19 protein-coding genes are annotated in these 21,347 nt (G+C 70.0%); 9 read left to right on the top strand and 10 right to left on the bottom strand.

The genetic code is table 11. The features are described 5' to 3' along the window. The 4 genes from ACOKR1_RS06890 to ACOKR1_RS06875 form a co-directional block, all read right to left on the bottom strand. Complete coding sequence (locus ACOKR1_RS06890; protein ID WP_422935955.1) at positions 1 to 1,338, bottom strand: PhoH family protein; 1,338 nt, start codon at positions 1,336 to 1,338, stop codon at positions 1 to 3. 229 nt (positions 1,339 to 1,567) lie between these two features. Beyond that, on the bottom strand, positions 1,568 to 2,329 hold the full coding sequence (locus tag ACOKR1_RS06885) for an isoprenyl transferase (RefSeq protein WP_415854967.1): 762 nt from the start codon (positions 2,327 to 2,329) through the stop codon (positions 1,568 to 1,570). Positions 2,330 to 2,358: 29 nt separating this feature from the next. After that, positions 2,359 to 3,711, bottom strand: a complete 1,353-nt coding sequence (locus ACOKR1_RS06880; RefSeq protein ID WP_422935954.1) for a putative bifunctional diguanylate cyclase/phosphodiesterase — start codon at positions 3,709 to 3,711, stop codon at positions 2,359 to 2,361. A gap of 59 nt (positions 3,712 to 3,770) precedes the next feature. Continuing rightward, the gene (locus tag ACOKR1_RS06875; protein ID WP_422935953.1) at positions 3,771 to 5,528 is read right to left on the bottom strand and encodes a putative bifunctional diguanylate cyclase/phosphodiesterase; all 1,758 of its coding nucleotides are present in this window, start codon (positions 5,526 to 5,528) and stop codon (positions 3,771 to 3,773) included. A 379-nt stretch (positions 5,529 to 5,907) separates the two neighbouring features. On the opposite strand from ACOKR1_RS06875, the gene ACOKR1_RS06870 reads away from it, so the two are divergent. Genes ACOKR1_RS06870 through trhA form a run of 3 tightly spaced genes read left to right on the top strand, consistent with a single transcriptional unit; the run spans position 5,908 to position 8,306 of the window. Next, positions 5,908 to 7,359 (top strand): glycosyltransferase family 2 protein, encoded by a 1,452-nt coding sequence (locus ACOKR1_RS06870; RefSeq protein ID WP_422935952.1) that lies wholly within the window; start codon positions 5,908 to 5,910, stop codon positions 7,357 to 7,359. Next, positions 7,356 to 7,586: a hypothetical protein gene (locus ACOKR1_RS06865; protein ID WP_422935951.1), complete on the top strand. Its 231-nt coding sequence runs from the start codon at positions 7,356 to 7,358 to the stop codon at positions 7,584 to 7,586. Before ACOKR1_RS06870 ends, ACOKR1_RS06865 begins: the two co-directional genes overlap by 4 nt. A 48-nt stretch (positions 7,587 to 7,634) precedes the next feature. Then, on the top strand, positions 7,635 to 8,306 hold the full coding sequence (gene trhA, locus ACOKR1_RS06860) for a PAQR family membrane homeostasis protein TrhA (protein WP_422935950.1): 672 nt from the start codon (positions 7,635 to 7,637) through the stop codon (positions 8,304 to 8,306). Positions 8,307 to 8,319: 13 nt separating this feature from the next. On the opposite strand, the gene ACOKR1_RS06855 is transcribed toward trhA, so the two are convergent. Continuing rightward, on the bottom strand, positions 8,320 to 10,440 hold the full coding sequence (locus tag ACOKR1_RS06855) for a thioredoxin domain-containing protein (protein ID WP_422935949.1): 2,121 nt from the start codon (positions 10,438 to 10,440) through the stop codon (positions 8,320 to 8,322). A gap of 252 nt (positions 10,441 to 10,692) precedes the next feature. On the opposite strand from ACOKR1_RS06855, the gene ACOKR1_RS06850 reads away from it, so the two are divergent. After that, positions 10,693 to 10,989 (top strand): hypothetical protein, encoded by a 297-nt coding sequence (locus ACOKR1_RS06850; protein ID WP_422935948.1) that lies wholly within the window; start codon positions 10,693 to 10,695, stop codon positions 10,987 to 10,989. 1,140 nt (positions 10,990 to 12,129) lie between these two features. Here the strand turns inward: ACOKR1_RS06850 and ACOKR1_RS06845 are convergent. Beyond that, entirely contained in the window at positions 12,130 to 12,465 is a 336-nt protein-coding gene (locus tag ACOKR1_RS06845; protein WP_422935947.1) for a hypothetical protein, read from the bottom strand. A gap of 4 nt (positions 12,466 to 12,469) precedes the next feature. After that, positions 12,470 to 13,375, bottom strand: a complete 906-nt coding sequence (gene mca, locus ACOKR1_RS06840) for a mycothiol conjugate amidase Mca (RefSeq protein ID WP_422935946.1) — start codon at positions 13,373 to 13,375, stop codon at positions 12,470 to 12,472. Positions 13,376 to 13,393: 18 nt separating this feature from the next. Here mca and ACOKR1_RS06835 point away from each other — a divergent pair, with 18 nt between their 5' ends. Further along, positions 13,394 to 13,822, top strand: coding sequence for a DUF4307 domain-containing protein (locus ACOKR1_RS06835; RefSeq protein WP_422935945.1), 429 nt, complete (start codon positions 13,394 to 13,396; stop codon positions 13,820 to 13,822). Between the two features lie 220 nt (positions 13,823 to 14,042). Next, entirely contained in the window at positions 14,043 to 14,534 is a 492-nt protein-coding gene (gene greA / locus ACOKR1_RS06830) for a transcription elongation factor GreA (RefSeq protein WP_415853460.1), read from the top strand. Between the two features lie 81 nt (positions 14,535 to 14,615). Here the strand turns inward: greA and ilvA are convergent, their stop codons facing one another. Genes ilvA through ACOKR1_RS06815 form a run of 3 tightly spaced genes read right to left on the bottom strand, consistent with a single transcriptional unit; the run spans position 14,616 to position 18,064 of the window. After that, a complete protein-coding gene (gene ilvA, locus ACOKR1_RS06825; RefSeq protein WP_422935944.1) occupies positions 14,616 to 15,869 on the bottom strand; it encodes a threonine ammonia-lyase in 1,254 nt (417 codons plus the stop codon). Between the two features lie 12 nt (positions 15,870 to 15,881). Further along, complete coding sequence (locus ACOKR1_RS06820) at positions 15,882 to 17,081, bottom strand: AI-2E family transporter (RefSeq protein WP_422935943.1); 1,200 nt, start codon at positions 17,079 to 17,081, stop codon at positions 15,882 to 15,884. Between the two features lie 50 nt (positions 17,082 to 17,131). After that, positions 17,132 to 18,064 (bottom strand): aldose 1-epimerase family protein, encoded by a 933-nt coding sequence (locus ACOKR1_RS06815; RefSeq protein WP_422935942.1) that lies wholly within the window; start codon positions 18,062 to 18,064, stop codon positions 17,132 to 17,134. Between the two features lie 164 nt (positions 18,065 to 18,228). Between ACOKR1_RS06815 and ACOKR1_RS06810 the strand changes: the two genes are divergently transcribed. The 3 genes from ACOKR1_RS06810 to galK are packed head-to-tail and all read left to right on the top strand — an operon-like array spanning position 18,229 to position 21,289. Further along, on the top strand, positions 18,229 to 19,011 hold the full coding sequence (locus ACOKR1_RS06810; protein WP_422935941.1) for a DeoR/GlpR family DNA-binding transcription regulator: 783 nt from the start codon (positions 18,229 to 18,231) through the stop codon (positions 19,009 to 19,011). Then, positions 19,008 to 20,138, top strand: coding sequence for a galactose-1-phosphate uridylyltransferase (gene galT / locus ACOKR1_RS06805; protein ID WP_422935940.1), 1,131 nt, complete (start codon positions 19,008 to 19,010; stop codon positions 20,136 to 20,138). Before ACOKR1_RS06810 ends, galT begins: the two co-directional genes overlap by 4 nt. Beyond that, the gene (gene galK, locus ACOKR1_RS06800) at positions 20,135 to 21,289 is read left to right on the top strand and encodes a galactokinase (protein WP_422935939.1); all 1,155 of its coding nucleotides are present in this window, start codon (positions 20,135 to 20,137) and stop codon (positions 21,287 to 21,289) included. Before galT ends, galK begins: the two co-directional genes overlap by 4 nt. Positions 21,290 to 21,347 lie beyond the last annotated feature (58 nt).

Below are 21,347 nucleotides of genomic sequence, written 5' to 3'. Positions count from 1 at the left end.
CTAGATTTCCGCGCGCTCGAGCAGCTCGGTGACGAGCGCCGCGATGGGCGAGCGCTCAGAGCGGGTGAGGGTCACGTGCCCGAAGAGCGGGTGGCCCTTGAGGGTCTCGACGACCGCGGCGATGCCGTCGTGGCGGCCGACGCGCAGGTTGTCCCGCTGGGCGACGTCGTGCGTCAGGATGATCTTCGAGTTCTGGCCCATGCGGCTCATGACGGTCAGGAGGACGTTCTTCTCAAGGGACTGAGCCTCGTCGACAATCACGAAGGAATCGTGCAGCGAGCGCCCGCGGATGTGCGTGAGGGGCAAGACCTCGAGCATTCCGCGGTCCATGACCTCGTCGATGACGTCCGTGCTCGTGATCGCGCCGAGGGTGTCGAAGACCGCCTGGCCCCACGGGTTCATCTTTTCCGCCTCGGTGCCGGGCAGATAGCCGAGCTCCTGGCCGCCCACGGCGTACAGCGGGCGGAACACGACGACCTTCTTGTGCTCCCGGCGCTCCATGACGGCCTCAAGGCCCGCGCACAGCGCGAGGGCGCTCTTGCCCGTTCCCGCCTTGCCGCCGAGCGAGACGATGCCGACCGTCGGGTCCATGAGCAGGTCGATGGCGAGGCGCTGCTCGGCCGAGCGGCCGTGGAGGCCGAAGATTTCACGGTCGCCGCGGACCAGCCGCACCTGCTTGTCGGCGCCGACCCTGCCCAGCGCTGACCCCCGCGGCGAGATGATCACGAGGCCCGTGTTGACGGGCAGCTCCGCGGCCTCGGGCATGAACACGGGCTCGTGGCCGTACAGCGTCGAGACCTCCTCCTCGCCAGCCTCCAGCTCCGCGACGCCGGTCCAGCCCGAGTCGACGATCTGCTCGTTGCGGTATTCATCCGCGGAGAGTCCCATGGCCGAGGCCTTGACGCGCATCGGGAGATCCTTCGAGACGACCGTGACGGAACGGCCCTCGTTGGCGAGATTCTTCGCGACGGCGAGGATCCGCGCGTCGTTCTCGCCGCTGCGGAAGCCGGCCGGCAGCACCTCGGCGGAGATGTGGTTGAGCTCCACGACGAGCGTGCCGCCGTCCGTACCCAAAGGGACCGGCGTCCCAAGGCTCCCGTGCTGAATGCGGAGGTCATCGAGGAGGCGCAGCGCCTTGCGCGCGAAGTAGCCCAGTTCCGGGTCATGGCGTTTGCCCTCGAGCTCGGTGATCACCACGACGGGGATCACCACTTCATGCTCGGCGAAGCGCAGCACCGCCCTCGGGTCGGAGAGGAGCACCGAAGTGTCCAGCACATAGGTGCGGCGGCCCTCTTCGGCAGCGATGGGCTCTTCGGGCAGTACTCCAGTGGTCGTCACGTCGACTCCAGCCCCCGGGTGTCCCCGGCGTTCTCCAGGTCCGTCCGGTTCGACCGCGAGGCCGGAACCGGCCTCCTGAAGCGGTGCGACGCAACGCCCATACTCGGCCTCCCCGAATCGGGTGGCGGTTGCCTCCCGATGGCGCCAATGTACGCCGCCCGAGTTTGCCGGGAGGTTACATCGATGGGAGTGTCCGGTTAATCACCGAACTGTGATTTTGTGACGGGGCTCACGCGCCGAAACGGCGCTGACGGCCCGCGTAATCGCGGAGCGCGCGAAGGAAATCGACCTTGCGGAAATCCGGCCAGAGCGCCTCGCAGAAGTAGAACTCGCTGTACGCGCTCTGCCACATGAGGAAGCCCGAGAGCCGCTGCTCCCCGGACGTCCGGATCACGAGGTCAGGGTCGGGCTGGCCCGCCGTGTAGAGGAAGCGCGAGATGTCGTCGACGTCGAGCCGCTCGGCGAGTTCCCCGATGTCCTCCCCGCGGGACAGGGCGTCGCGCAAGAGGTCTCGCACGGCGTCGACAATCTCTCGGCGCCCGCCGTAGCCCACGGCGACGTTGACATGGAGGGGCTCCGACGGGCTCGGCTTGTCCGTGAGCCGGGCGAGTCGCTCCGCGAGGTGGTCCGGAAGGAGCTCGGGGGCGCCCATTGCGTGGACCGAGACGTTGGGATCCTCGTCGAGCCGGTCGAGGGTCTCGGCAATGATCTCCGTGAGCTCGGCGAGCTCCTCACTCGAGCGGTTCATATTGTCGGTCGAGAGCATGTAGAGCGTCACGACCCGCACGCCGAGCTCGCGCGACCAGCCGAGGAACTCGTGGATCTTGTCGGCGCCCGCGCGGTGGCCCTCCCTCGTGGGGGCGTTGAACTGGCGCGCCCAACGGCGGTTGCCGTCCACCATGACGCCAATGTGACGCGGGATGCTGTCCGGCCGGAGCTCACGCGCAAGGCGCCGCTCGTAGTAGCCGTACAGGAATCCTGGCAAGTCCATGGTCCTCTCCCGCCTCGCTCGAGGACAGCCTATCGTCGCGCGGATCGCTCCGGCCCCTCCGAGAACGGAGCGAGCGGTTGTTCGCGGGCGGCCTTGAGGAATGCCGTCATCTGCTCGGCCGGGAGTGGCCTGCTGAAGTAGTAGCCCTGGCCCGCGTCCGCGCCGAGCTCGGCGACGGCGAGGGCCTGCTCGGCGGTCTCGATGCCCTCCATGACCACCGAGAGCCCGCACGCCTCGACGAGCCGTAGGACGGCCCCGAGGAATCGCCGCTGCGCGGGGTCCTCCGCCACGTCGCCGAGGAGCGAGCGGTCGATCTTCGCGCGGCTCACGGGGAGCCTGCGGAGGTAGCTGATCGACGAATAGCCGGTCCCGAAGTCGTCGATGTCAAGGCCAACGCCGAGCCGGCGGAGGCCCAAGAGCGAATAGGTATCCACGTCGTCGCCCGCGACGAAGGATGCCTCGGTGATCTCGAGGACGAGCGCGCCGGCGGGCACGCCGGCCTCGCTGAGCGCGTGCCGCACACCGTCGATGTACTCGAGGTGCTGGAGCTGCGACGCCGTGATGTTGACGCTCACGCTGAAATCCGGCTCGAGAGGGAGGTCGCGCAGCCATGTGCGAGTCTGGGCGAGCGCGGTGGTGAGCACGTGGTGGTCGAGCTCCCCTGCGATGCCGAGTTCCTCGGCGAGGGGCAGGAACTCGTCGGGGCGGATGGGCCCGAGGGCGGGATGGGCCCAGCGCGCGAGTGCCTCGACGCCCTGCACCCGGCCCGTCTTGAGGCTCACGATCGGCTGATACGCGACGGTGAGCGCGCCCTCCCGCACCGCCTCGGCGAGGTCGCTGCTGAGCCGGTGGCGGACCTCGAGGGCGTCGAGCATGAAAGGCTCAAAGAGTTTGAGCTTGCCGCGGCCGCCGGCCTTCGCCGCCTCGAGGGCTACTGCTGCGGTCACGAGGACCTCCTCGGCGCCTTCCCCGGCCTCGGCCGTCCGGACGCCGACGCTCACGCTCAGGAGGGGCCGCGTGAGACCGCATTCGACTCCGCGCGCGCGGCCCTGGATTCCCAGCGCCACGCGCCGGGCCTCGTTCGCGTCGGCGCGGCGGAGGAGGACTGCGAACTCGTCCCTGCCAGAGCGCAGCACGAGGCCGTTGTCCCCCACGAACTCTGTGAGCGTCCGCTGGACCTCGTCCAGGACCAGATCGGCCTGGGCCTGGCCGAGGTTGTAGGTGATCCGGGGGTACGCGTCGAGGCTCACGAGGAGCAGGGCGCGACCGTCGGGACCTTCTTGGCCCGGCGCGCGCCCGTGCTCGTGGTCAGGCTGCAGGAGCCGCTCGACTTCGAGCGTCAGCTCCCGCCGGTTGTCGGGCCAGATGAGCGGAGCCGCCAAGATCCAGTACTTCCCATTCCCTCGCGCCACAGTCCGGACGGAAATGCCCGACCGTTACCTCAGGAAACGTTAGAGGCCGCCTCGCCTGCGAGGCAAACCTGCCCCGCCGGGCCGGGTTCGCTCGGGCCTGACCCGAAGCGCCGCACGAGTTCCTCAGCGCTCATGGGCCCGCCGACGAACTCTCCTCGCACGGCGTCGCAGCCCAGTTCGCGCAGGAGTCGGAGCTGGGGTGCACGGGTCGCGCCGGAGGCCATGACCCGGAGCCCCAGGGCGTGACCCGTGTTGACTATCCCCGAGAAGATGGCGGCATCCGCGTGGCTCGAGTCGATGTGCGCCACGAGTGCCGACGTCACCTTCAGCATCGTGAACGGGAGAGCCCTGAGCACCGCGATCGTGCCGTGCTCGCTCCCGTAGGAATCGAGCCCCACGTCCACCCCGGCGTCGCGCAGCTCGGCAAGCTGGGCCTTCGCGTGGGCCATGTCGGAGAGCGGGAAGCGGCCGCCGACGTCGATCCGCAGCCCCTCGCCGTCCAGCTCGTGGGCCGCGAGCGCGGCCTTGACGTCCGCCGCGAGCTGCCCGCCCGCGAGCCACGTCGGGACCGTCCGCAGCCCGACCCGCCACGAGTGGCCCTCTCGACGCCATGCGGCGGCCTGCGCACACACCTCGTGGAGAATCCGCTGCGCGATCGGGGGCAGCTGACCGCTCCGCTCCGCCACCGGGAGGAACTCATCGGGTTTGACGCTTCCGAGCTCGGGATCGTCCCAGTGGAGCACCGCCTGGACGCTCGTGCAGCGGTGGCTCGCGAGGTCCAGGATCGGTTCATACTGGACCGTGAGGGTCCCGTCCTCGAGGGCGCCGAGGAGCCGCCGCCGAATCTGGGCGAGCCGCGCGAACGGGTTGCCAGCTTGGCCATCGAGCCGCTGGACCCGCTGCTTCCCGAGCTGCTTGCCGGTCAGCATCGCCCCGTCCGCGTGACGGAGCAGGACGTCGAGGGGGCCGAGCTCCTCGTCCCACGCGATGTCCCGCGCCATCGCGAGGCCGATCGTCGCGGAAAGCTGGAGGACGTGCTCGTCGTGGACCATCGGCTCGACGGCGGCCTCGAGGACGCGCTCGGCGACCTTCTCGGCGTCGGCCTCGTCGATGTCGGCGAGGAGAGCCACGAATTCGTCGCCGCCGAGCCGGACGGCGGCGTCCTCGATCCGGAGGCATTCGCGCAGCCTCCGGCCGAACTCGACGAGCACGGCGTTGCCTACGTCATGGCCGTGGGTGTCGTTGACGGTCTTGAAATGGTCCAGATCGATGTAGAGGATCGCGGTGCGGTCCGGGTTGGACCGGGCGAGCAGGGCGGGCCCCTGTTCGTCGAGCCAACGCCGGTTCGGCAGCCCCGTGAGGTCGTCATGCCACGCCGCGTGCCGGAAGGAGCGCGCGAGCGCCTCGAAGATCTCAGAGACGCTCACCACCTTGGGCCCGTCGGACGCGAGCATCAGCAGATCGTCGTAGCGGACTTCCTCGGGGCGGGCCAGAGCGAGGTTCGCGGCCTCGTCGAGGCTCATGCCGGGCCGGCACACTACGCGATACTCAGGCAAGAGCTGACCCGCGGTGCGGCGCGCGTTGAGGGCGCGCCCATAGCCCAGGCGGCCCGAGAGGTGGATCTCCACGAGCCGGCGCGTCAACAGGACGAGCTGGCGCGGTCCGTCCTGAACCGCAACGGCCCGGAGGGCGGGATCCATCCGGAACATGCCGTCAACCGTGCCGACCGGTGTGTCCGCAGGAACGGTCGGGATGTCAGTTCCCAGCCGGTCGATGGACGCGGCCATCGCTGGGAACCGGGGGCTGGCCCGGCGGTCCTTCAGCTGGCTACCCCCGTCCACGGCGAACCCCGATGCAAAGGTATGCGGAATGCGACCCACCGGTCTGTCCCTCACCGCAGCGCGGCAGAACGCCGCGGAGCTTGGTGCGCCTTCGAGCCAATCGGACACGCTCCTGTAGTCGGGCTCGCGCTCGGTTCCGGGCACACACTGGTCACCCGGCGGCGAGGCAAGAGGCCGTCGGCAAAGCCATCCATGGGGTCAGTCGCGAGGGGCTCTCCCCTCGGCCGGCGCGTCCCAGCGCCAGCACTAGCCCAAAGTGTATCGGGAAATCCAGTCAACCTTGTACATGTCCAATCTCACACGGAAATGCCGATATCCTTGCTCCGTGCGCACGGACTGGTTCCAACGGCTGGTTGGGCTACTCATCTTCCTGACCGTCAGCGGGGCGGCGGCCCTTCTGTGGTGGGCCGTTTCCGCAAGCCACCCGCCGAGGTTCTGGTCGCCGGTCGAGGTCACGGTCGCCGGGATCTGGAAAGTCCTGTACGACGCCGACGCCCCGAGCAGCCAGGTCATCCTCATGGCCGCGGCGACGGCGGCCCTCCTCGGCGCGAGCGTCGCCCTGCTCGAGCGCTACGTCGCCGACCGCTACCGCCGCTCGAGCGTCCACCTCCCCTCGCGGCCTCTCGCGCCGAAGGTCATCATGGCGGCGACGCGGGGAATCTTCGCCGGTGAGGTCACCGTGACCGTCCTCATCCCGGCGCACAACGAGCAGACCTCGCTGCCGCAGACGCTCGCCTCGCTCGCCCGCCAGACCCGCCGGCCGGACCGCGTCATCATCGTCGCCGACAACTGCACCGACGGCACCGTCGATGTGGCCCGAGCCGCGGGGGCCGAGGTCTTCGAGACCGCGGGCAACACGGAGAAGAAGGGCGGCGCGCTCAACCAGATCCTGCGGCTCATCCTCCCGCACCAGCGCGACAACGACGTGGTCATGGTCATGGACGCCGACACGATGCTCGGCCCGCGCTTCCTCGCGACGGCGGCACGCCGCTTCTCCGACGACCGCGCCCTCATGGCCGTGGGCGGCCTCTTCTTCGGCGAGTCTGGCCCCGGGCTCGTCCGGCAGTTCCAGCGAAGCGAGTACGTTCGCTATTCACGCGACATCCGGCGCCGCAACGGCCGCGTCTTCGTCCTCACCGGAACGGCGTCGATCTTCCGCCCAGCCGCGCTGCGCGCCGTCGCAAGCAGCCGTGGGGTTCAGATCCCGGGCCGGACCGGGGACGTCTACGACACGGCGGCCCTCACCGAGGACAACGAGCTCACGATCGCCATCAAGTCGCTCGGCGGGCTCATGATCTCGCCGGCCGAATGCACGGTCGTGACGGAGCTCATGCCCTCGTGGCGCACGCTCTGGGCGCAGCGGCTGCGCTGGCAGCGCGGCGCGCTCGAGAACCTTGGCGCCTACGGCGTGACCCCCCAGACCACCCGCTACTGGGCGCAACAGATCGGCATTGGGTACAGCGTGATCGCGCTGGGCTCCTACCTGCTGCTCATGGCGCTCATGGCGCTCTCACTCGACACGTGGGTGTGGTTCCCGTTCTGGCTGGGTCTCGGATCCCTCTTCGCCCTGGAGCGGGTCTTGACTGCGTGGGCCGGAGGATGGAGCGCGAGGCTCCTCGCCGCACTGATCCTGCCAGAGCTGCTGTACGACATGATCCTCAACGTGGTCTACGTCAAGGGCATCGTCGATATCACGCGCGGCCGCCAGGCCACGTGGACCCACCTCACCCAGATGCCCCAGGTCGCACCGCCGCAGAAAGAGCCGGTGGCCCGATGATTCATCTCCTGGCCCCGCTCCACGGGATCGCGGCCCAAGGGATCCTCTTCCCCCAAGAACTCCTGCAGAGCGAGGCGTTCGACGTCCTCGCGACGTTTGTGGCCATCAACACGCTCCTCTACGGGACGCTCGCCATAGCCAAGGTCGTCCCTCGGCCACGCCTGCCGCGACGCCGCCGCTACACGCGCCGCGAGACCCGCAGCATCTACCCAGACGGGCCTCTGTAGCCAACCTACGGTCAGGTAACTTACCAAACCGTAAGTTACACTCGCCTCATGCAGCAGACCGCGACCAGCCGCGCCGATCTCCTGACCCTCAAGCCCTCCTGGCGGGGCTGGATCCACGCCGTCGCGACGCCGATCGCGCTCGCGGCGGGCATCGTCCTGGTCACGCTGGCCCCGGGCGCAGACCGCAAGATCGCGTGCGCCGTCTACGCGCTCACGGGACTCACGCTCTTCGCCATCTCGGCGGTCTATCACCGCGGAAACTGGTCGCCCCGGATCAAGGCGGTCCTCAAGCGGATCGACCACACGAACATCATGCTCGTCATCGCCGGAACGTATACGCCGCTCGCGTTGGTTCTCCTGCCCCGTGGCACAGGCGTCCTCCTGCTCTCGGCCATCTGGGCTGGCGCGATCCTCGGGGTGCTTTTTCGGGTCCTGTGGGTGGGCGCGCCCCGGTGGCTCTACGTGCCGATCTACGTGGCCCTCGGCTGCGCCGCCTTCCTTTTCCTGCCCGAGTTCTTCGCCGCGAACATCCCCGCAGCGATCCTCATCTGCGCGGGCGGCGCCCTCTACATCGCGGGGGCGGTCTTCTACGGCATCCGGCGGCCCAACTTCAGCTGGCAGCACTTCGGGTTCCACGAGTTCTTCCACGCCTTCACGGTGGGCGGCTTTACGGTCCACTTCGTGGCGATCATGTTCGCCGTCCTGGCCACGCCGGCCTGACCGCGCCGGAGCCTCAGCCGCCGGCGGCGAGCTGCGTGCGCAGCTCCTCGGGCGTCCCGACCGGGAGACGGCACGCGAAGTCCCGGCACACGTAGGCGAGCGCCCCGCCGTCGTCCGCGGCCCCGCGGAAGGCGAGGAGCGGCACCCGAGCCTCGCCCGCGACAGGAGCACTCACGGCGACCACGAGCCCCGGGCTCGCCGAGGCCAGGGCCTCGGCGAGCAGACGACGGCGGCGCTCCCCCGGAGTGCCCACGATCGCCACCTCGAGCGGGCCGGCGAGCGAGGCCTGGGCGACGGCGAGCAGCCAACCCGCGGCCCGCGGGCCGTGCGCCGCGAGTCGCGGAAGCCCGCCCAGGATCGATGCCGCGAGCTCGCGATGCTCGGCTGAGCCGCTGTACGCCGCATGGGCGAGCAGCGCGCCGGCGAGGAGGGACGCCCCGCTCGGGGCCTCGGCGTCGTACGGGTCGAGCGCCCGCGCGCCCGCCATCGCCGCCCGCACGCCAGCAGTGGTGAGGCCCTCGGCGGCCGGCCCGTCGGAGAGGAGACCGTCCGCCACGAAGCGCTCGGTCACGACCGCAAGGAGCTCCTCCGCCCACGAGTACCAGCGTTCCTCCCCCGTCGCCGCGTAGAGCGCGAACGCGCCCTCGGCGCAGCCCGCATAGTCGGCGAGGAGCCCCTCGATGCCCGCCCCGCGCCCAGCATGGGAGACGCGGACCAGCCGTTCGCCGTCCCAGTGGACGGCCCGGAGCAGCTCCGCCGCGGCGCGGGCCGCGTCAAGGAGCTCGGGACGGTCGAGCGCCCACGCGGCGTCGGCCATCGCCGCGACCGCGAGGCCGTTCCAGCCGGCCACGGCCTTGTCGTCGCGGCCTGGCGGCGTGCGGTGCGCCCGCTCCGCGAGGAGCGCGCCGCGCGAGCGGTCGACGAGCTCGCGTTCGGCCGCCTCGATCCGGCGGCCCGCGTGCAGCGGCGCGGCCGCCTCGGCGTGCTGCGCGCCGGGCAGGCCGAAGAGCGAGGCCAGCCGCGCGCCGTCGTCCGCGCCCTCCGCGCCGGGCACCGCGGCCTCAAGCTCAGCGCGCGTCCACACGTAGTAGCCCCCCTCGACGCTGCGGCCCTCCCGCTCGGAGTCGGCGTCGAGCGAGGACGCGAACCCGCCCTCGGGGAGGCCGAGCTCGCGGATCATCCAGTCGGCCGTGAGCGAGGCCGCCGCGCGCGCCTCGTCGGCGGGGAACTCGGCCGATCCGTCCAGGCGCACCCAGTGGGCCAGGACGCGCAGGAGCTGGGCGTTGTCGTAGAGCATCTTCTCGTAGTGCGGAAGGGACCAATCCCCCGTCACCGAGTAGCGCGCGAAGCCGCCGCCGAGGACGTCGAAGAGCGCCGAGCGGCACATCGCGGCCAGCGTGCGCCCCGCAAGGCCGCGGGCGACGGCGGCCGTGTCGCCTTCCTGCCCTCCCGCCGGCGCTGCCGCGGCATAGCGGATCAGGAACTCGAGAACGGGCGACGGCGGGAACTTCGGCGCGCGCCCGAACCCGCCGTGCTCGGGGTCCTCCTTGCGGACGAGGGCGGACACCGCCTCGGTCAGGAGCTTCGCCTCGACGGGCGCCGCCCCGCCGCCGAGGTCGAGCAGCTGGGAGGAGAACACGCCGCCGAGCCGCTCCGCGAGCGCGGCCGCCTGGCGCTCGATGCCTTCGCGGCGCTCCGTCCACGCGTCCCACACCGCGTCGAGCACTTGGCGGAAGCTCGGGCGGCCGGGCTGTGGGCGGGGCGGGAAGTAGGTTCCGACGTAGAAGGCGCGGCCGTCCGGGAGCGCGAAGATGCTCAGCGGCCAACCGCCCTGCTCGCCGAGGCTCTGGCACGCGGCCATGTAGACCGAGTCGACGTCGGGGCGCTCCTCGCGGTCCACCTTGACGCTCACGAAGCGCGCGTTGAGCTCGCGCGCCGTCCCGGCGTCCTCGAACGACTCGTGGGCCATGACGTGGCACCAATGACACGCGGCGTAGCCGATCGAGACGAAGACCGGGACGTCGCGGCGGGCGGCCTCGGCGAAGGCGTCGTCGCCGTAGGGCTGCCAGTCGACGGGGTTGTCGGCGTGCTGACGGAGGTAGGCCGAGGCCTGCCCGACGAGGCGATTCGTCATGCCTCGAGTCTGCCGCACGCGCCGCGCCGGCGCACGGCCGTCCCGTCCGCCACACGACCGTCCCTTCCGCCCCACAGCCGTCCGCGACAGGCACGACCGTCCGGCACGCGGGACGGTCACGCCGCTGAGGGACGGTCGCGCCGCGCTGACGGACGGTCATGCTGTCTCGGCCGGTGCGTTCACGCCCCAACACCGTTAGGATCGGCCTCGTCCGGTCGGAACGCGCTCCGACTCACGTCCTGGGGAGGCGGCATGTCCAACGTCGAGTTCGTTCCGAAGGATCGGTGGGAATCGCTGCCCGTGCAGCCAACTGCGGCCGCGTGGCGCACCAGGAGGCGACTCCTTACCGTCGCCGTCGCGGCGGGCATCGCGTGGGCCGCCGTCCTGGCGATCCTGGCCGTCAACGGAACGGCCGACGCCGGGTTTCACCCGTGGGAGCCATGGGTTCCCCTGATCTTCGTCGTCGTGCCGTGCATCGTCGCCGCCGCGCGCCAGGCCCGAGCGGACCGGGCCGAACGCGACCGGGGCTACACGACCCTCCGCAATTGACGACCCGTGGATGGCGTGTTCAGCGCCGAGCAGCGGCGGCCGTTAGTAGCTCGGCCACCAATGACGCGCAAGGTCTCGTTGGACCAGATACAAACAGGAGCCGATATTCGGTCGCACTAGAAACCGGATACCCCTAGCACAGAACCAACGCACTGATTTCGGTGCGTTCCGGTCCTCAGTGGCGACAAGTCGGAATTACGTGGCCATCGACTAAGAATTCCGTGGCCACAAATCACACCACTGATGCCGACTAATAATGCCACCTAGATCACTTCGGATCGTTTGATCACCGATCTTGAGCGTTTGCTGCTTCGGCGATAATCTCCCTTTACCTGATGGATTCAGGTTCACCGTACTTATCGCCGATAAGGCGGTCAGCTCGACGTTGGAGAGCCGAGCGCGAGCACCGTTGCCTCTTGGGAGTTCGGAGATTGGGGGATCTGAAAAGTGAGTATCGTGATCCGCATGCATTCTTCGCGGCGTGCCACCTGAGAAGTTCCGCGGCCAGCTACACCGCGCGTCGCGATGACTAGGAGGCGGGCCCGTAGGTAGCGTGCCCAGTACCTCGATCGAACCTATACCCGAGCTTGAATCGGGAGTAGATGACTCCTCGCTCGAACTGATCCTTCACCTCGTTCGAGAATTCAGCGGCTTCCCGTTCTGTAGTGAAAACTCCGAGAACTGTATTGAAGGGAGAATCTTCTTGCAGGACGATCCACACGAAGCCCATACCGCAAATCATACATCACGCGTTGTCTAGCACCATGAGTCAAGGAGACCGGCGACCCAAGTTTGATACGTCGCCTGAGAGCAGGAGAGAGCCAAGCAATGAGAAGAATATTCACCCTGATCTGTGCGGCGATCATCACTGGGGTCGCAGCGCTGCCAACAAACGCGGCATTCGCCACCGATAGCACCGCAAGAACGACAAATGCAAGCGACTTTGGCGTGCGGAACTAACCCTTAGCAAGGGTGGAAACTGGCCCTCGCGGTGCCGGCCACCCCGTTGATTGATCTCGGCGAACTGGCTGTCCAACCCAGCCAGCTCTGCTGCTCAGGTTACTGGCGAGAGCCGAACTCGGATGCAAGGTCCTCTGGGTGGCTAACGCGCGGCCTCTGAGTTGTTAGGCCTTGCAGAGTTCAGTGGGGGGCGCGATCCGTCTCATTCGCGGCGATCTCCCCCGCGTTGCCCTCAGATTCGCCGGCAGACTCGCCGAGGCCAGCGCTGCGCTCTCCGTCCTCGTGGGCCTCGGCGGCCTGAGCCTCGCGCGCCTCCTCGACCTCACCCCGGTACCGGACGCGGCGCAGGCGGCGCACCATGTCCACGATGAGCAAGATGCTCAGCATCACGACGAACGCCGTCGCGAGGAAACCCCAGATCCCGGGGGAAACCTGATCCTCCGTGAGACCCGGCTTCAGGGTCCCAGCGGGCGTCGGATCGGGAGTCGCCGCGAGGGCCAGGAAGAGATAATGCACCCGTCTATCGTAGCCCGGCGAAGAGGTCGCGTTCGGTCTCGCCGTCGGCCGGGAACCCCACGCTGGACTTCACGAGCGAGTAGTCCTCCCACGGCCACACCTTCTGCCGCAGCGCGAGCGAGACGGCGAAGAACGTCCCGTTCGGGTCGACCTGCGTTGCGTGGGCGGCGAGGGCGCGGTCGCGCACCTCGAAGTAGTCGCCGCACTCGACTTGGGTGGTCACGGGGTGGCGGGCCGCCCACGGGTGGTGGCCTTCGGCGTCGTCCTCGGTCTCGGAGGCGATCCAGCGGGCGTACGGCGACTCGATCCCCGCCTCGAGGAGCGCGCGGTGAAACGCCCCGAACTTCCGGACGTTGAAGGGAACGTCGTAGTAGAGCTTCGCGGGCTCCCACGGCTCGCCGGCATCGGGATATTCGGGCCCGAGCGGGGCCGCGCGGAACGCCTCGACGGCCACACGGTGGGCCATGATGTGGTCGGGGTGGGGGTAACCACCGTTCTCGTCATACGAGACGATGACGTGAGGGCGGAACTCGCGCACAAGCCGCACGAGCGGCGCGGCGGCCTGATGCAGCGGCAGGGAGGCGAACGCGCCCCATGGCAGCGGCGGGAGCGGATCGCCCTCGGGGAGGCCCGAGTCGGCGAAACCGAGCCACCGGTGGTCCACGCCGATGATGTCCCGGGCTTTGGCCATCTCGAGCCGCCGCGCGCCGGCCATGTCCCGCGAGGCATGCGGGTTGCCGAGGAGCGCGGGGTTCTGGACGTCGCCGCGCGAACCGTCAGTACAGCTCACCACCATGACCTCGTGGCCCTCCGCGAGGTACTTGGCCATCATCGGGGCGCCCTTGCTCGACTCGTCGTCGGGGTGGGCGTGGACTGCCAGAAGGCGCAGAGCGCCGTCGTTCTCAGACACGCCTCCTAGAATAGTCGGGTGACCCAAACCCCCGGTGCAGCCGCCTCGCGATACGCCCAGCGCTACGGCGCCCCGCGGGGCCGACTCAGCCGCCGTGCCGCGGCAGTCATCGCCGCGGTGGCGCTCGTCGTGGTCATCGCCGGCGTGGCCGTGTTCGCGTGGAGCGGAAACGCGAAGACCGTGACGTTCCGCGACGTCGGCTTCACGACGCCGGACGCGTGGCACGCGACCGAGAATTTCGAGGTCACGAAGGATGCCTCGCAGACGGCCTACTGCACGGTCAAGGCCCTGGACGACTCGTTCGGCGTCGTGGGCTGGAAGCAGCTGACCTTCGGGCCCACCGCGGGGGCATCCGGCAACGTCACGCAGACCGCCCAGGTGGCACTCCGGACCGAGAGCCAGGCCGTCTCCGTGACCATCGACTCGTGCTGGATCGCCGGGACCTGAGCCCCGAAAGCGGGGCCCAGGAGCGAGCCCGCGGTGTGACACGCGCCGCACGGAAACTTGGGATCGCCTGTCACGCTCACTACAATGTACTAATACCCATTGCCCCGTCGGTGGCAGCAGGCGGACCGGGACGCGCTCCCGGAGCCGCCGCAGCACCCCCGGCGGGGTCTTTGTATGGATAGCCGTGCGGAACCCCGCGCGGACTGATTGAGGAGACGAGATGACCACCACCCACCATGGCGGCGCCTGGCTCACGCAGGAGGCGTACGATCGCCTGAAGGCCGAGCTGGACCACCTTTCCGGTGCCGGCCGTCACGAGATCGTCGAAAGGATCGAGGCGGCCCGCCAGGAGGGCGACCTCAAGGAGAACGGCGGCTATCACGCGGCCAAGGAGGAGCAGGGCAAGATCGAGGCCCGCATCCGCCAGCTCCAGGAGCTCCTGCGCAACGCCCAGGTGGGCGAGAAGCCCGCTGACGACGGCGTCGTGGAGCCCGGCATGCTCGTTGTGGCGAAGATCGCCGGCGAGGAAGAGCGTTTCCTGCTCGGCTCGCGCGAGATTGCCGGTGACGCCGATATCGACGTGTTCAGCGAGAAGTCCCCGCTTGGTGCCGCGATCATCGGGCACAAGCAGGGCGCCAAGCTTTCCTACACCGCGCCGAACGGCAAGGAAATCAAGGTCGAGATCATCTCGGCCACCCCGTACTCGGGCTGACCGGCCCATTCCACGGGCTGACGACGACGACGGCGCCGCTCCCCCGCGGGGGTGCGGCGCCGTCGTCGTCTGCGTGCCTTGCTAGACGTGCATGACGACCGGCTGGAAGCCCTCGGCGCGCAGGGCCTCGAGCACCTGCTGCGAGTGCTCGTGACCCTTGGTCTCCATGTCGATCGTGATGGCGACGTCCCCCATGGCGATCGATCCGCCCACGCGGGTGTGGTCGACGCCGGTCACATTCGCGTCGTTCTCCGCGATGATGCGGGAGATCGTCGCGAGGGAGCCGGGACGGTCGTCGAGCATCATGCGGACCGTGAGGAAGCGGCCGGCGGCGGAGAGGCCGCGCTGGATGACCTTGAGCAGGAGCATCGGGTCGATGTTGCCGCCCGAGAGGATCACGGCGGTCTTCTTCGCGTCGATGCCTAGCTCGGCGAGCTTGCCGTCCATGAGCGCCGCAACCCCGACCGCGCCGGCCGGCTCGACCACGAGTTTGGCTCGCTCGAGCAAGAAGATGAGCGCGCGGGCGAGCGAGTCCTCGCTCACCGTCACGACGTCGTCGACGAGTTCGCGGATGATGCTGAACGGGATCTGGCCCGGCAGACCGACGGCGATGCCGTCCGCCATCGTCGCAACCTTCTGGAGCGGCACGACGGCATCCGCGGCGAGCGACGGCGGGTAGGCCGCGGCGTTCTCGGCCTGGACGCCGATCACTCGGATCTCGCGGCCCAGCTGGGCGGCCCGGGCCTTGGCGGCCACGGCGACGCCCGCGAGGAGCCCGCCGCCGCCGACGCCCATGAGGATCGTGTCGACGTCCGGGATCTGCTCGATGACCTCGAGCCCCACGGTGCCCTGGCCCGCGACGACGTCGACGTTGTCAAAGGGGTGCACGAAGACCGCACCGGTCTCCTCCGCGAAGCGCTTGGCCTCGGCGAGCGCCTCGTCCACGTTGTGGCCGTGGAGAATCACCTGCGCGCCGTGGCTGCGGGTGGCCTGAAGCTTGGGGAGCGCGACGCCGAGCGGCATGTAGATGCGGGCGCGGATGCCGAGCCGTTTGGCCGCGACCGCGACACCCTGCGCATGATTGCCAGCGGACGCTGCGACGACGCCGAGCGCTTTCTCCTCCTCGCTCAACCGCGCCATGCGCACGTAGGCGCCGCGCACCTTGAAGGAGCCTGCGCGCTGGAGGTTCTCGCACTTGAAGAACACCTCGCCGCCGACCATCTGCCCGAGTGCCCGCGACGTCTCAATCGGCGTCTTCGCAATAATGCCCCCGAGCAGCTCCTGCGCGGCCAGGACATCGTCCAGCGTCACAGCGAGGGTCGAGAGGGCAGTCATGGTTGCGTGCTCCTAGGGGATCGGGCCGGATTCAGTTGCGCCCGCGGCTCCTGAGGAAATCTCAGCAGAACCCCGGGGCGCAGTTTCAGTTTCCCACGCCCTCGCGGATATGAAGCGAACGGCCGAATTTACGACGGCGAGCGCGGGCACCGCGAAGAGCGCGCCGGGGATGCCCGCGAGATACGAGCCGGCGGCGACGCTCAGCACCACCGCGACCGGGTGCAGCGAGACTGCGCGGCCCATGACGAGGGGCTGCAGCACGTGGCTCTCGAGCTGCTGGACGGCGACCACGACCACGAGCATGATCACGGCGTTGACAAGTCCGTTCGCGACGAGCGCGAGCAGGACGGCGACGGCGCCGCTCACGAGCGAGCCGACCACCGGGATGAACGAGGAGACGAAGACGAGGATCGCGAGCGGGAGCGCGAGCGGGACGCCGAGGATCGCGGCGCCGACGCCGATGCCCACGGCGTCGACGGCCGCGACAAGCACTTGGACCCGCACGTAGCTCACGAGCGAGCGCCATCCCGCGCGGCCCGCGCCGTTCGCGGCAGGTTGGGCCGCCCGCGGCAGGAGGCCCACGAGGAACCTCCAGATGCGCTCGCCCTCGAGCAGGAAGAACACGAGCACGAACAGCGCGATGAGCGCCCCCGTGATGATGTGTCCCGCTGAGCTGCCCACGCTCAGGACACCGCTCACGAGCGTGCTCTGATTGTTCTGGAGGAGGCTCTGGGCGTCGTGGATATACGTCTCGAGCTGTCCGGCCGTGAGCTGGAGCGGGCCCTCGGCGAGCCACTTCTGGACCTCCGTGAGGCCGGCGATGGCCTCGCCCCAGAGCTGCGAGAAGCCCTCCGAGATCTGCCGGCCCACAAGCGTCAGGAGTCCCGCGACGAGCCCCATGAAGCCGAGCTCCGTGATGGCGACGGCGAGGCCCCGCGGAACGCGCGCGCGAACGAGCCACGCGACGATGGGACTCAGGAGCCCCGCGAGCAAGGCTGCGACGAGAACGGGAACCACGAGGAAGCTCACGTGGGCGAGCCCCCACAGGAGCGCGCTCACCACCGCGAGGATGATCGCGAGCCGCCATGCCCACGCTGCGGAGATGCGCAGCGCGAACGGCAGGTCGGCGTCGCTGACGCGGCGATACGGGGTCGGGGCGTCGGGATCAGAAGGGGCAGGGGCGTCGGTCCGGAGTGCGTCGGAGGCGTCCATGACCTCATCCTGCCAGACCTCCGCACCCCGAAGATGCCAGCGGTCCGCGCTCAGAGGGAGGCGCCGATGCCCCATTCCATCGAGAACTCGTCCCCGGACTCGAGCCAGCCGAGGTCGTGGCCGCTGTTGAACGCGTTGGCCGGTCCGGTCTGCGGCTCGAGCGCCACGACGACATCGCGGCCCGGGAACGTTCGCGTCACGAAGACGTGGGTGTACCGGCACTTCTCGTCCTGCCAGAGCCACACCGAGCGGCCGTCGTCCGCCGCGAGCGTGGCCCGCGCGATGCCATCGGCGAACGCGAGGTCCGTATAGGCGGCGTCGAGGTCGAGCTCGGCGACCGTGCGACCCGCGGACAGGTCCCACTCGCCGCTCGCGGCGGCGCTCGAGCGCGGGATGAGCCGCTCGTCCGAGACGAGCCGCGTGCGGGCCTGCACCGTGAGCGTGAGTTCGCCCGATTCGACGTCCCCGAGGCGCAGGTACGGGTGCGCGCCCAGCACGAACGGCGCGGACCGGGCCGAATCGTTGGCGAGGGTCTGGCGCACGTGGAGGCCGCCGTCGTCGTCAATCCGGTAGTCGACGCGGTGCCGCACGAGGAACGGGTAGCCGTGCTGGGGGAACACCGCGGCCTCGAGGCTCACGCGGTCGGTGCCCGTCTCGAGCGCGGTGTAGCCAGTGTTGCGGAGCAGGCCGTGGCTCGCGTTGCCGCGGGACGGTTCGGTGATGTCGAGCTGCTGGACCTTCCCGCCGAGCGTCCAGCGGCCGTCCTCGATCCGATTGGCCCACGGGGCGAGCGTGATGCCGGCCGCGCCGGGCGGGATGTCGCCAGCCTCGTAGGTCTCGGTGAGGAGGACGCCGCCCATCTCAAAGGACCGCAGCCCCGCGGCCAGTTCGGTGACGACCGCGGAGCTGCCGCCCCGCTCGATGCGGAACTGACGGCCGGTGGCGGCGGATCGACGGGTCGCGGCAGGGCTCAGGGCGCTCATGGTCCCCCACGTTAGCGCGGAGCGACACGGCGGAAAAGTGAGGGCAGGGCCTTCCCATCCGCCCGCAACAATGTTATGTTTTGTGAGAAAAATTGAGTTGCTGTGAGGATCCGGACGGGCCCTCCGCAGGGATCTACACGCGGACAGAGCAGGGGGGATGAACGGTGCTGGCAGCTGAGCGCCACGCGCGCATCATGGCGGAGCTGGACAAGCGGGAGGCGGTCCGAGTGGCCGAGCTCGCGGCGTCGCTTGCGGTGTCTGAGATGACGATTCGTCGAGATATCGAGCAGCTCGAGAGCCAAGGTCTCGCACGGCGTGTCCACGGGGGCGCCGCCCGCGTCGCGGACTTCGCGTTCGCCGAGCCGGGCTTCGAGGTCAAGTTCGGCCACCACGCCGACGCAAAGTCCGCGATCGCGCGGGAGGCGCTGGCCCTCATCCGGCCCGGGTCGACGCTCTTCGTGACGGCAGGGACCACAACCTTCGCCCTCGCGAAGCTCCTCCCCACCGTCCCCGACCTCACGGTCGCCACCAACTCCATCAAGGTCGCCGAGGCGCTCGGCCACTCCGTCCGCACGATCCTCACGGGAGGCGAGCGCACGCCGTCGGAGGCACTCGTCGGCCCGCTCGCCACCTCGTCGCTCGGGCAGCTCCACGTCGAGCTGTGCTTCATGGGAGTCCACGGGGTCCATCCGCGTGGCGGTTACACGACGCCGAACCTGCTCGAGGCGGAGACGAACCGGGCGGCCGCTGATGCCGCCGCTCGGCTTGTAGTGCTCGCCGACAGCTCGAAGTACGGGCTCCTGAGCCTCGCCCAGATCGCGCCGATCGAGCGCGCCGACACCCTCATCTCGGACACCGGCCTCTCCGCCACCGCCCGCCGGGAGCTCGACGACCGCATACCGCACGTCATCTTCGCCGATACCGCACTCCAAGGAAGCCAAGCATGACCACGACCGCCGGACTGTCCCCTTCCGTGACCCGAAGTTCGCTCGCCGACGGCCGGGACCTCATCTACTTCGACGACCCTGGCAGCCCCCAACGGGTTCCCGTGCCCGACGCCCGGGACCTGCCTGAGCGGCCCGACCCCGGACAGCTCCGGTTCGACGCGCTGAGCGGCGACTGGGTCGCGGTCGCCGCGCATCGGCAGACCCGCACCCACCTCCCGCCCGCCGACGCGTGCCCGCTGTGCCCCACGTCGCCGCGGTTCGCGTCCGAGATCCCGGATCCGGACTACGACGTCGTGGTGTTCGAGAACCGGTTCCCGTCGCTCGGCCCGGTCCTCGCCGAACTGCCGGGCTCGCTTCCGTGGGGCGGGAGCGTTCCGGCCGCGGGAAGGTGCGAGGTCGTCTCGTTCACGGCCGAGCACACGGGATCGTTCGGCGCACTGCCCTACACGCGCGCCCGCACCGTCGTCGAGGCGTGGGCCCACCGGACCGCCGAGCTGAGTGCGCTCCCCGGGATCCGGCAGGTCTTCCCGTTCGAGAACCGCGGCGCGCAGATCGGCGTCACGCTCCACCACCCGCACGGCCAGATCTACGCCTACCCCTACCTGACCCCGCGCGGGGCGCAGCTCGCGGCCGCCGCCGGCCAGCACTATGAGTCGAACGGCGGCACCGAGACCCTGCTCGGCTCGCTCTTGGACAGCGAGCGCGCCGACGGGGAGCGCATGGTCCTCGAGGGTGACCACTTCAGCGCTTTCGTGCCGTTCGCGGCCCGCTGGCCCATCGAGGTGCACCTCGTCCCCCATCGCGACGTGCGGGACTTCGCGGGCCTCACGGGCGAGGAGAAGGACGAGCTCGCGGAGGTCTACCTGCGCCTGCTCGCGGGCCTCGACGCGCTCTACGACACCCCCACCCCGTACATCGCTGCATGGAACCAGGCCCCGCTCGACCCCGCGCTCCGGCCGGCCTCGCGGTTCCACCTCCAGCTCACGTCGCCGCGCCGGGCCGCGGACAAGCTCAAGTACCTCGCCGGATCGGAGGCCGCGATGGGCGCGTTCATCAACGACACGCTCGCGGAGGGCGTCGCCGCCCAGCTGCGCGAGGCCGTCGCCTCCGCGGGGGGCGCCCGATGACCGCGGGCGCGGCAAGCTTGACGGCCGCGTTCCGGGAGGCGTTCGGCGGCGAGCCTGACGGCGTGTGGACGGCGCCCGGGCGCGTCAACCTCATCGGCGAGCACACCGACTACAACGAGGGCTTCGTGCTCCCCTTCGCGATCGACCTCGCCGCGCGCGTAGCCCTCCGCGCGAGGGCGGACGGCGTGATTCGCCTCCTCTCCACGGCGGGCGAGGCGGGCGTGGCCGAGCTCGCCATCGCGGACCTCAGCCGCGAGGGCGCACCGGGGTGGAGCGTCTACCCGGCTGGCGTCGTGTGGGCGTTCCAGGAGCGCGGGATCGACGTGCCCGGGTTCGACCTCGTGCTCGACTCGGACGTGCCGCTCGGCGCGGGCCTCTCGTCCTCGCACGCGATCGAATGCGCCGTCGCGACAGCGCTCAACGAAGTGACCGGAGCTGGGCTCGACGCGCAGCAGCTCGTGCTCACCACGCAGCGCGCCGAGAACGCGTTTGTGGGGGCTCCGACCGGAATCATGGACCAGTCCGCGTCGCTGCGAGGCAGGGCCGGGCACGCGGTGTTCCTCGACTGCCGAGACCAGAACGCCGAACTCGTTCCGTTCGACGCGCAGGGCGCGGGCCTCGTGACGCTCGTCGTCGACACGCGTGTGGCGCACTCCCACGCCGACGGAGGCTACGCGAGCCGGCGCGCCGCGTGCGAACTCGGGGCCGAGGTGCTCGGCGTCAAGGCCCTGCGCGACGTGGCTGTCGCGGACCTCGATGAGGCGCGCGCCCTCATGGACGCCGTGACTTTCCGTCGCGTCCGCCACGTGGTCACGGAGGATCAGCGCGTCCTCGACACCGTCGCCGCGCTGCGCGCCTCGGGTCCCGCCGCGATCGCGGGCTACCTCGACTCAAGCCACGCCTCCATGCGCGACGACTTCGAGATCTCATGCCCCGAGCTCGACACGGCGGTCGAGGCGAGCCGGGCCGCCGGCGCGATCGGCGCGCGCATGACGGGCGGCGGCTTCGGCGGCTCCGCGATCGCGCTTGTCCCGGCCGACGCCGAGGGGCGGGTCCGCGACGCGGTCGCCGCGGCCTTCGCGCAGCGGGGCTTCCGAGCGCCTCGGCTCTTCACCGTCACCCCGGCCGACGGCGCCCGGCGGCTCGCGTAGCGCACCCCGCCGACGCGAAGCGGGCCGGGCAGGGATTCCCTGCCCGGGCCGCTCTCGG

Source organism: Sinomonas sp. P47F7, from assembly GCF_049332655.1.
Taxonomy (GTDB): domain Bacteria; phylum Actinomycetota; class Actinomycetes; order Actinomycetales; family Micrococcaceae; genus Sinomonas.
This window is presented reverse-complemented; position numbering and strand designations above follow the sequence as displayed.

What these genes read in the sequence shown, in the direction of transcription:
- galT (WP_422935940.1), top strand. Translation starts at nt 19,008, where the DNA reads ATGACCACGACCGCCGGACTGTCCCCTTCCGTGACCCGAAGTTCGCTC.
- trhA (WP_422935950.1), top strand. Translation starts at nt 7,635, where the DNA reads ATGCAGCAGACCGCGACCAGCCGCGCCGATCTCCTGACCCTCAAGCCC.
- ACOKR1_RS06820 (WP_422935943.1), bottom strand. Translation starts at nt 17,081, where the DNA reads ATGGACGCCTCCGACGCACTCCGGACCGACGCCCCTGCCCCTTCTGAT.
- ilvA (WP_422935944.1), bottom strand. Translation starts at nt 15,869, where the DNA reads ATGACTGCCCTCTCGACCCTCGCTGTGACGCTGGACGATGTCCTGGCC.
- ACOKR1_RS06865 (WP_422935951.1), top strand. Translation starts at nt 7,356, where the DNA reads ATGATTCATCTCCTGGCCCCGCTCCACGGGATCGCGGCCCAAGGGATC.
- ACOKR1_RS06885 (WP_415854967.1), bottom strand. Translation starts at nt 2,329, where the DNA reads ATGGACTTGCCAGGATTCCTGTACGGCTACTACGAGCGGCGCCTTGCG.
- galK (WP_422935939.1), top strand. Translation starts at nt 20,135, where the DNA reads ATGACCGCGGGCGCGGCAAGCTTGACGGCCGCGTTCCGGGAGGCGTTC.
- ACOKR1_RS06875 (WP_422935953.1), bottom strand. Translation starts at nt 5,528, where the DNA reads ATGGCCGCGTCCATCGACCGGCTGGGAACTGACATCCCGACCGTTCCT.
- ACOKR1_RS06850 (WP_422935948.1), top strand. Translation starts at nt 10,693, where the DNA reads ATGTCCAACGTCGAGTTCGTTCCGAAGGATCGGTGGGAATCGCTGCCC.
- ACOKR1_RS06815 (WP_422935942.1), bottom strand. Translation starts at nt 18,064, where the DNA reads ATGAGCGCCCTGAGCCCTGCCGCGACCCGTCGATCCGCCGCCACCGGC.
- greA (WP_415853460.1), top strand. Translation starts at nt 14,043, where the DNA reads ATGACCACCACCCACCATGGCGGCGCCTGGCTCACGCAGGAGGCGTAC.
- ACOKR1_RS06855 (WP_422935949.1), bottom strand. Translation starts at nt 10,440, where the DNA reads ATGACGAATCGCCTCGTCGGGCAGGCCTCGGCCTACCTCCGTCAGCAC.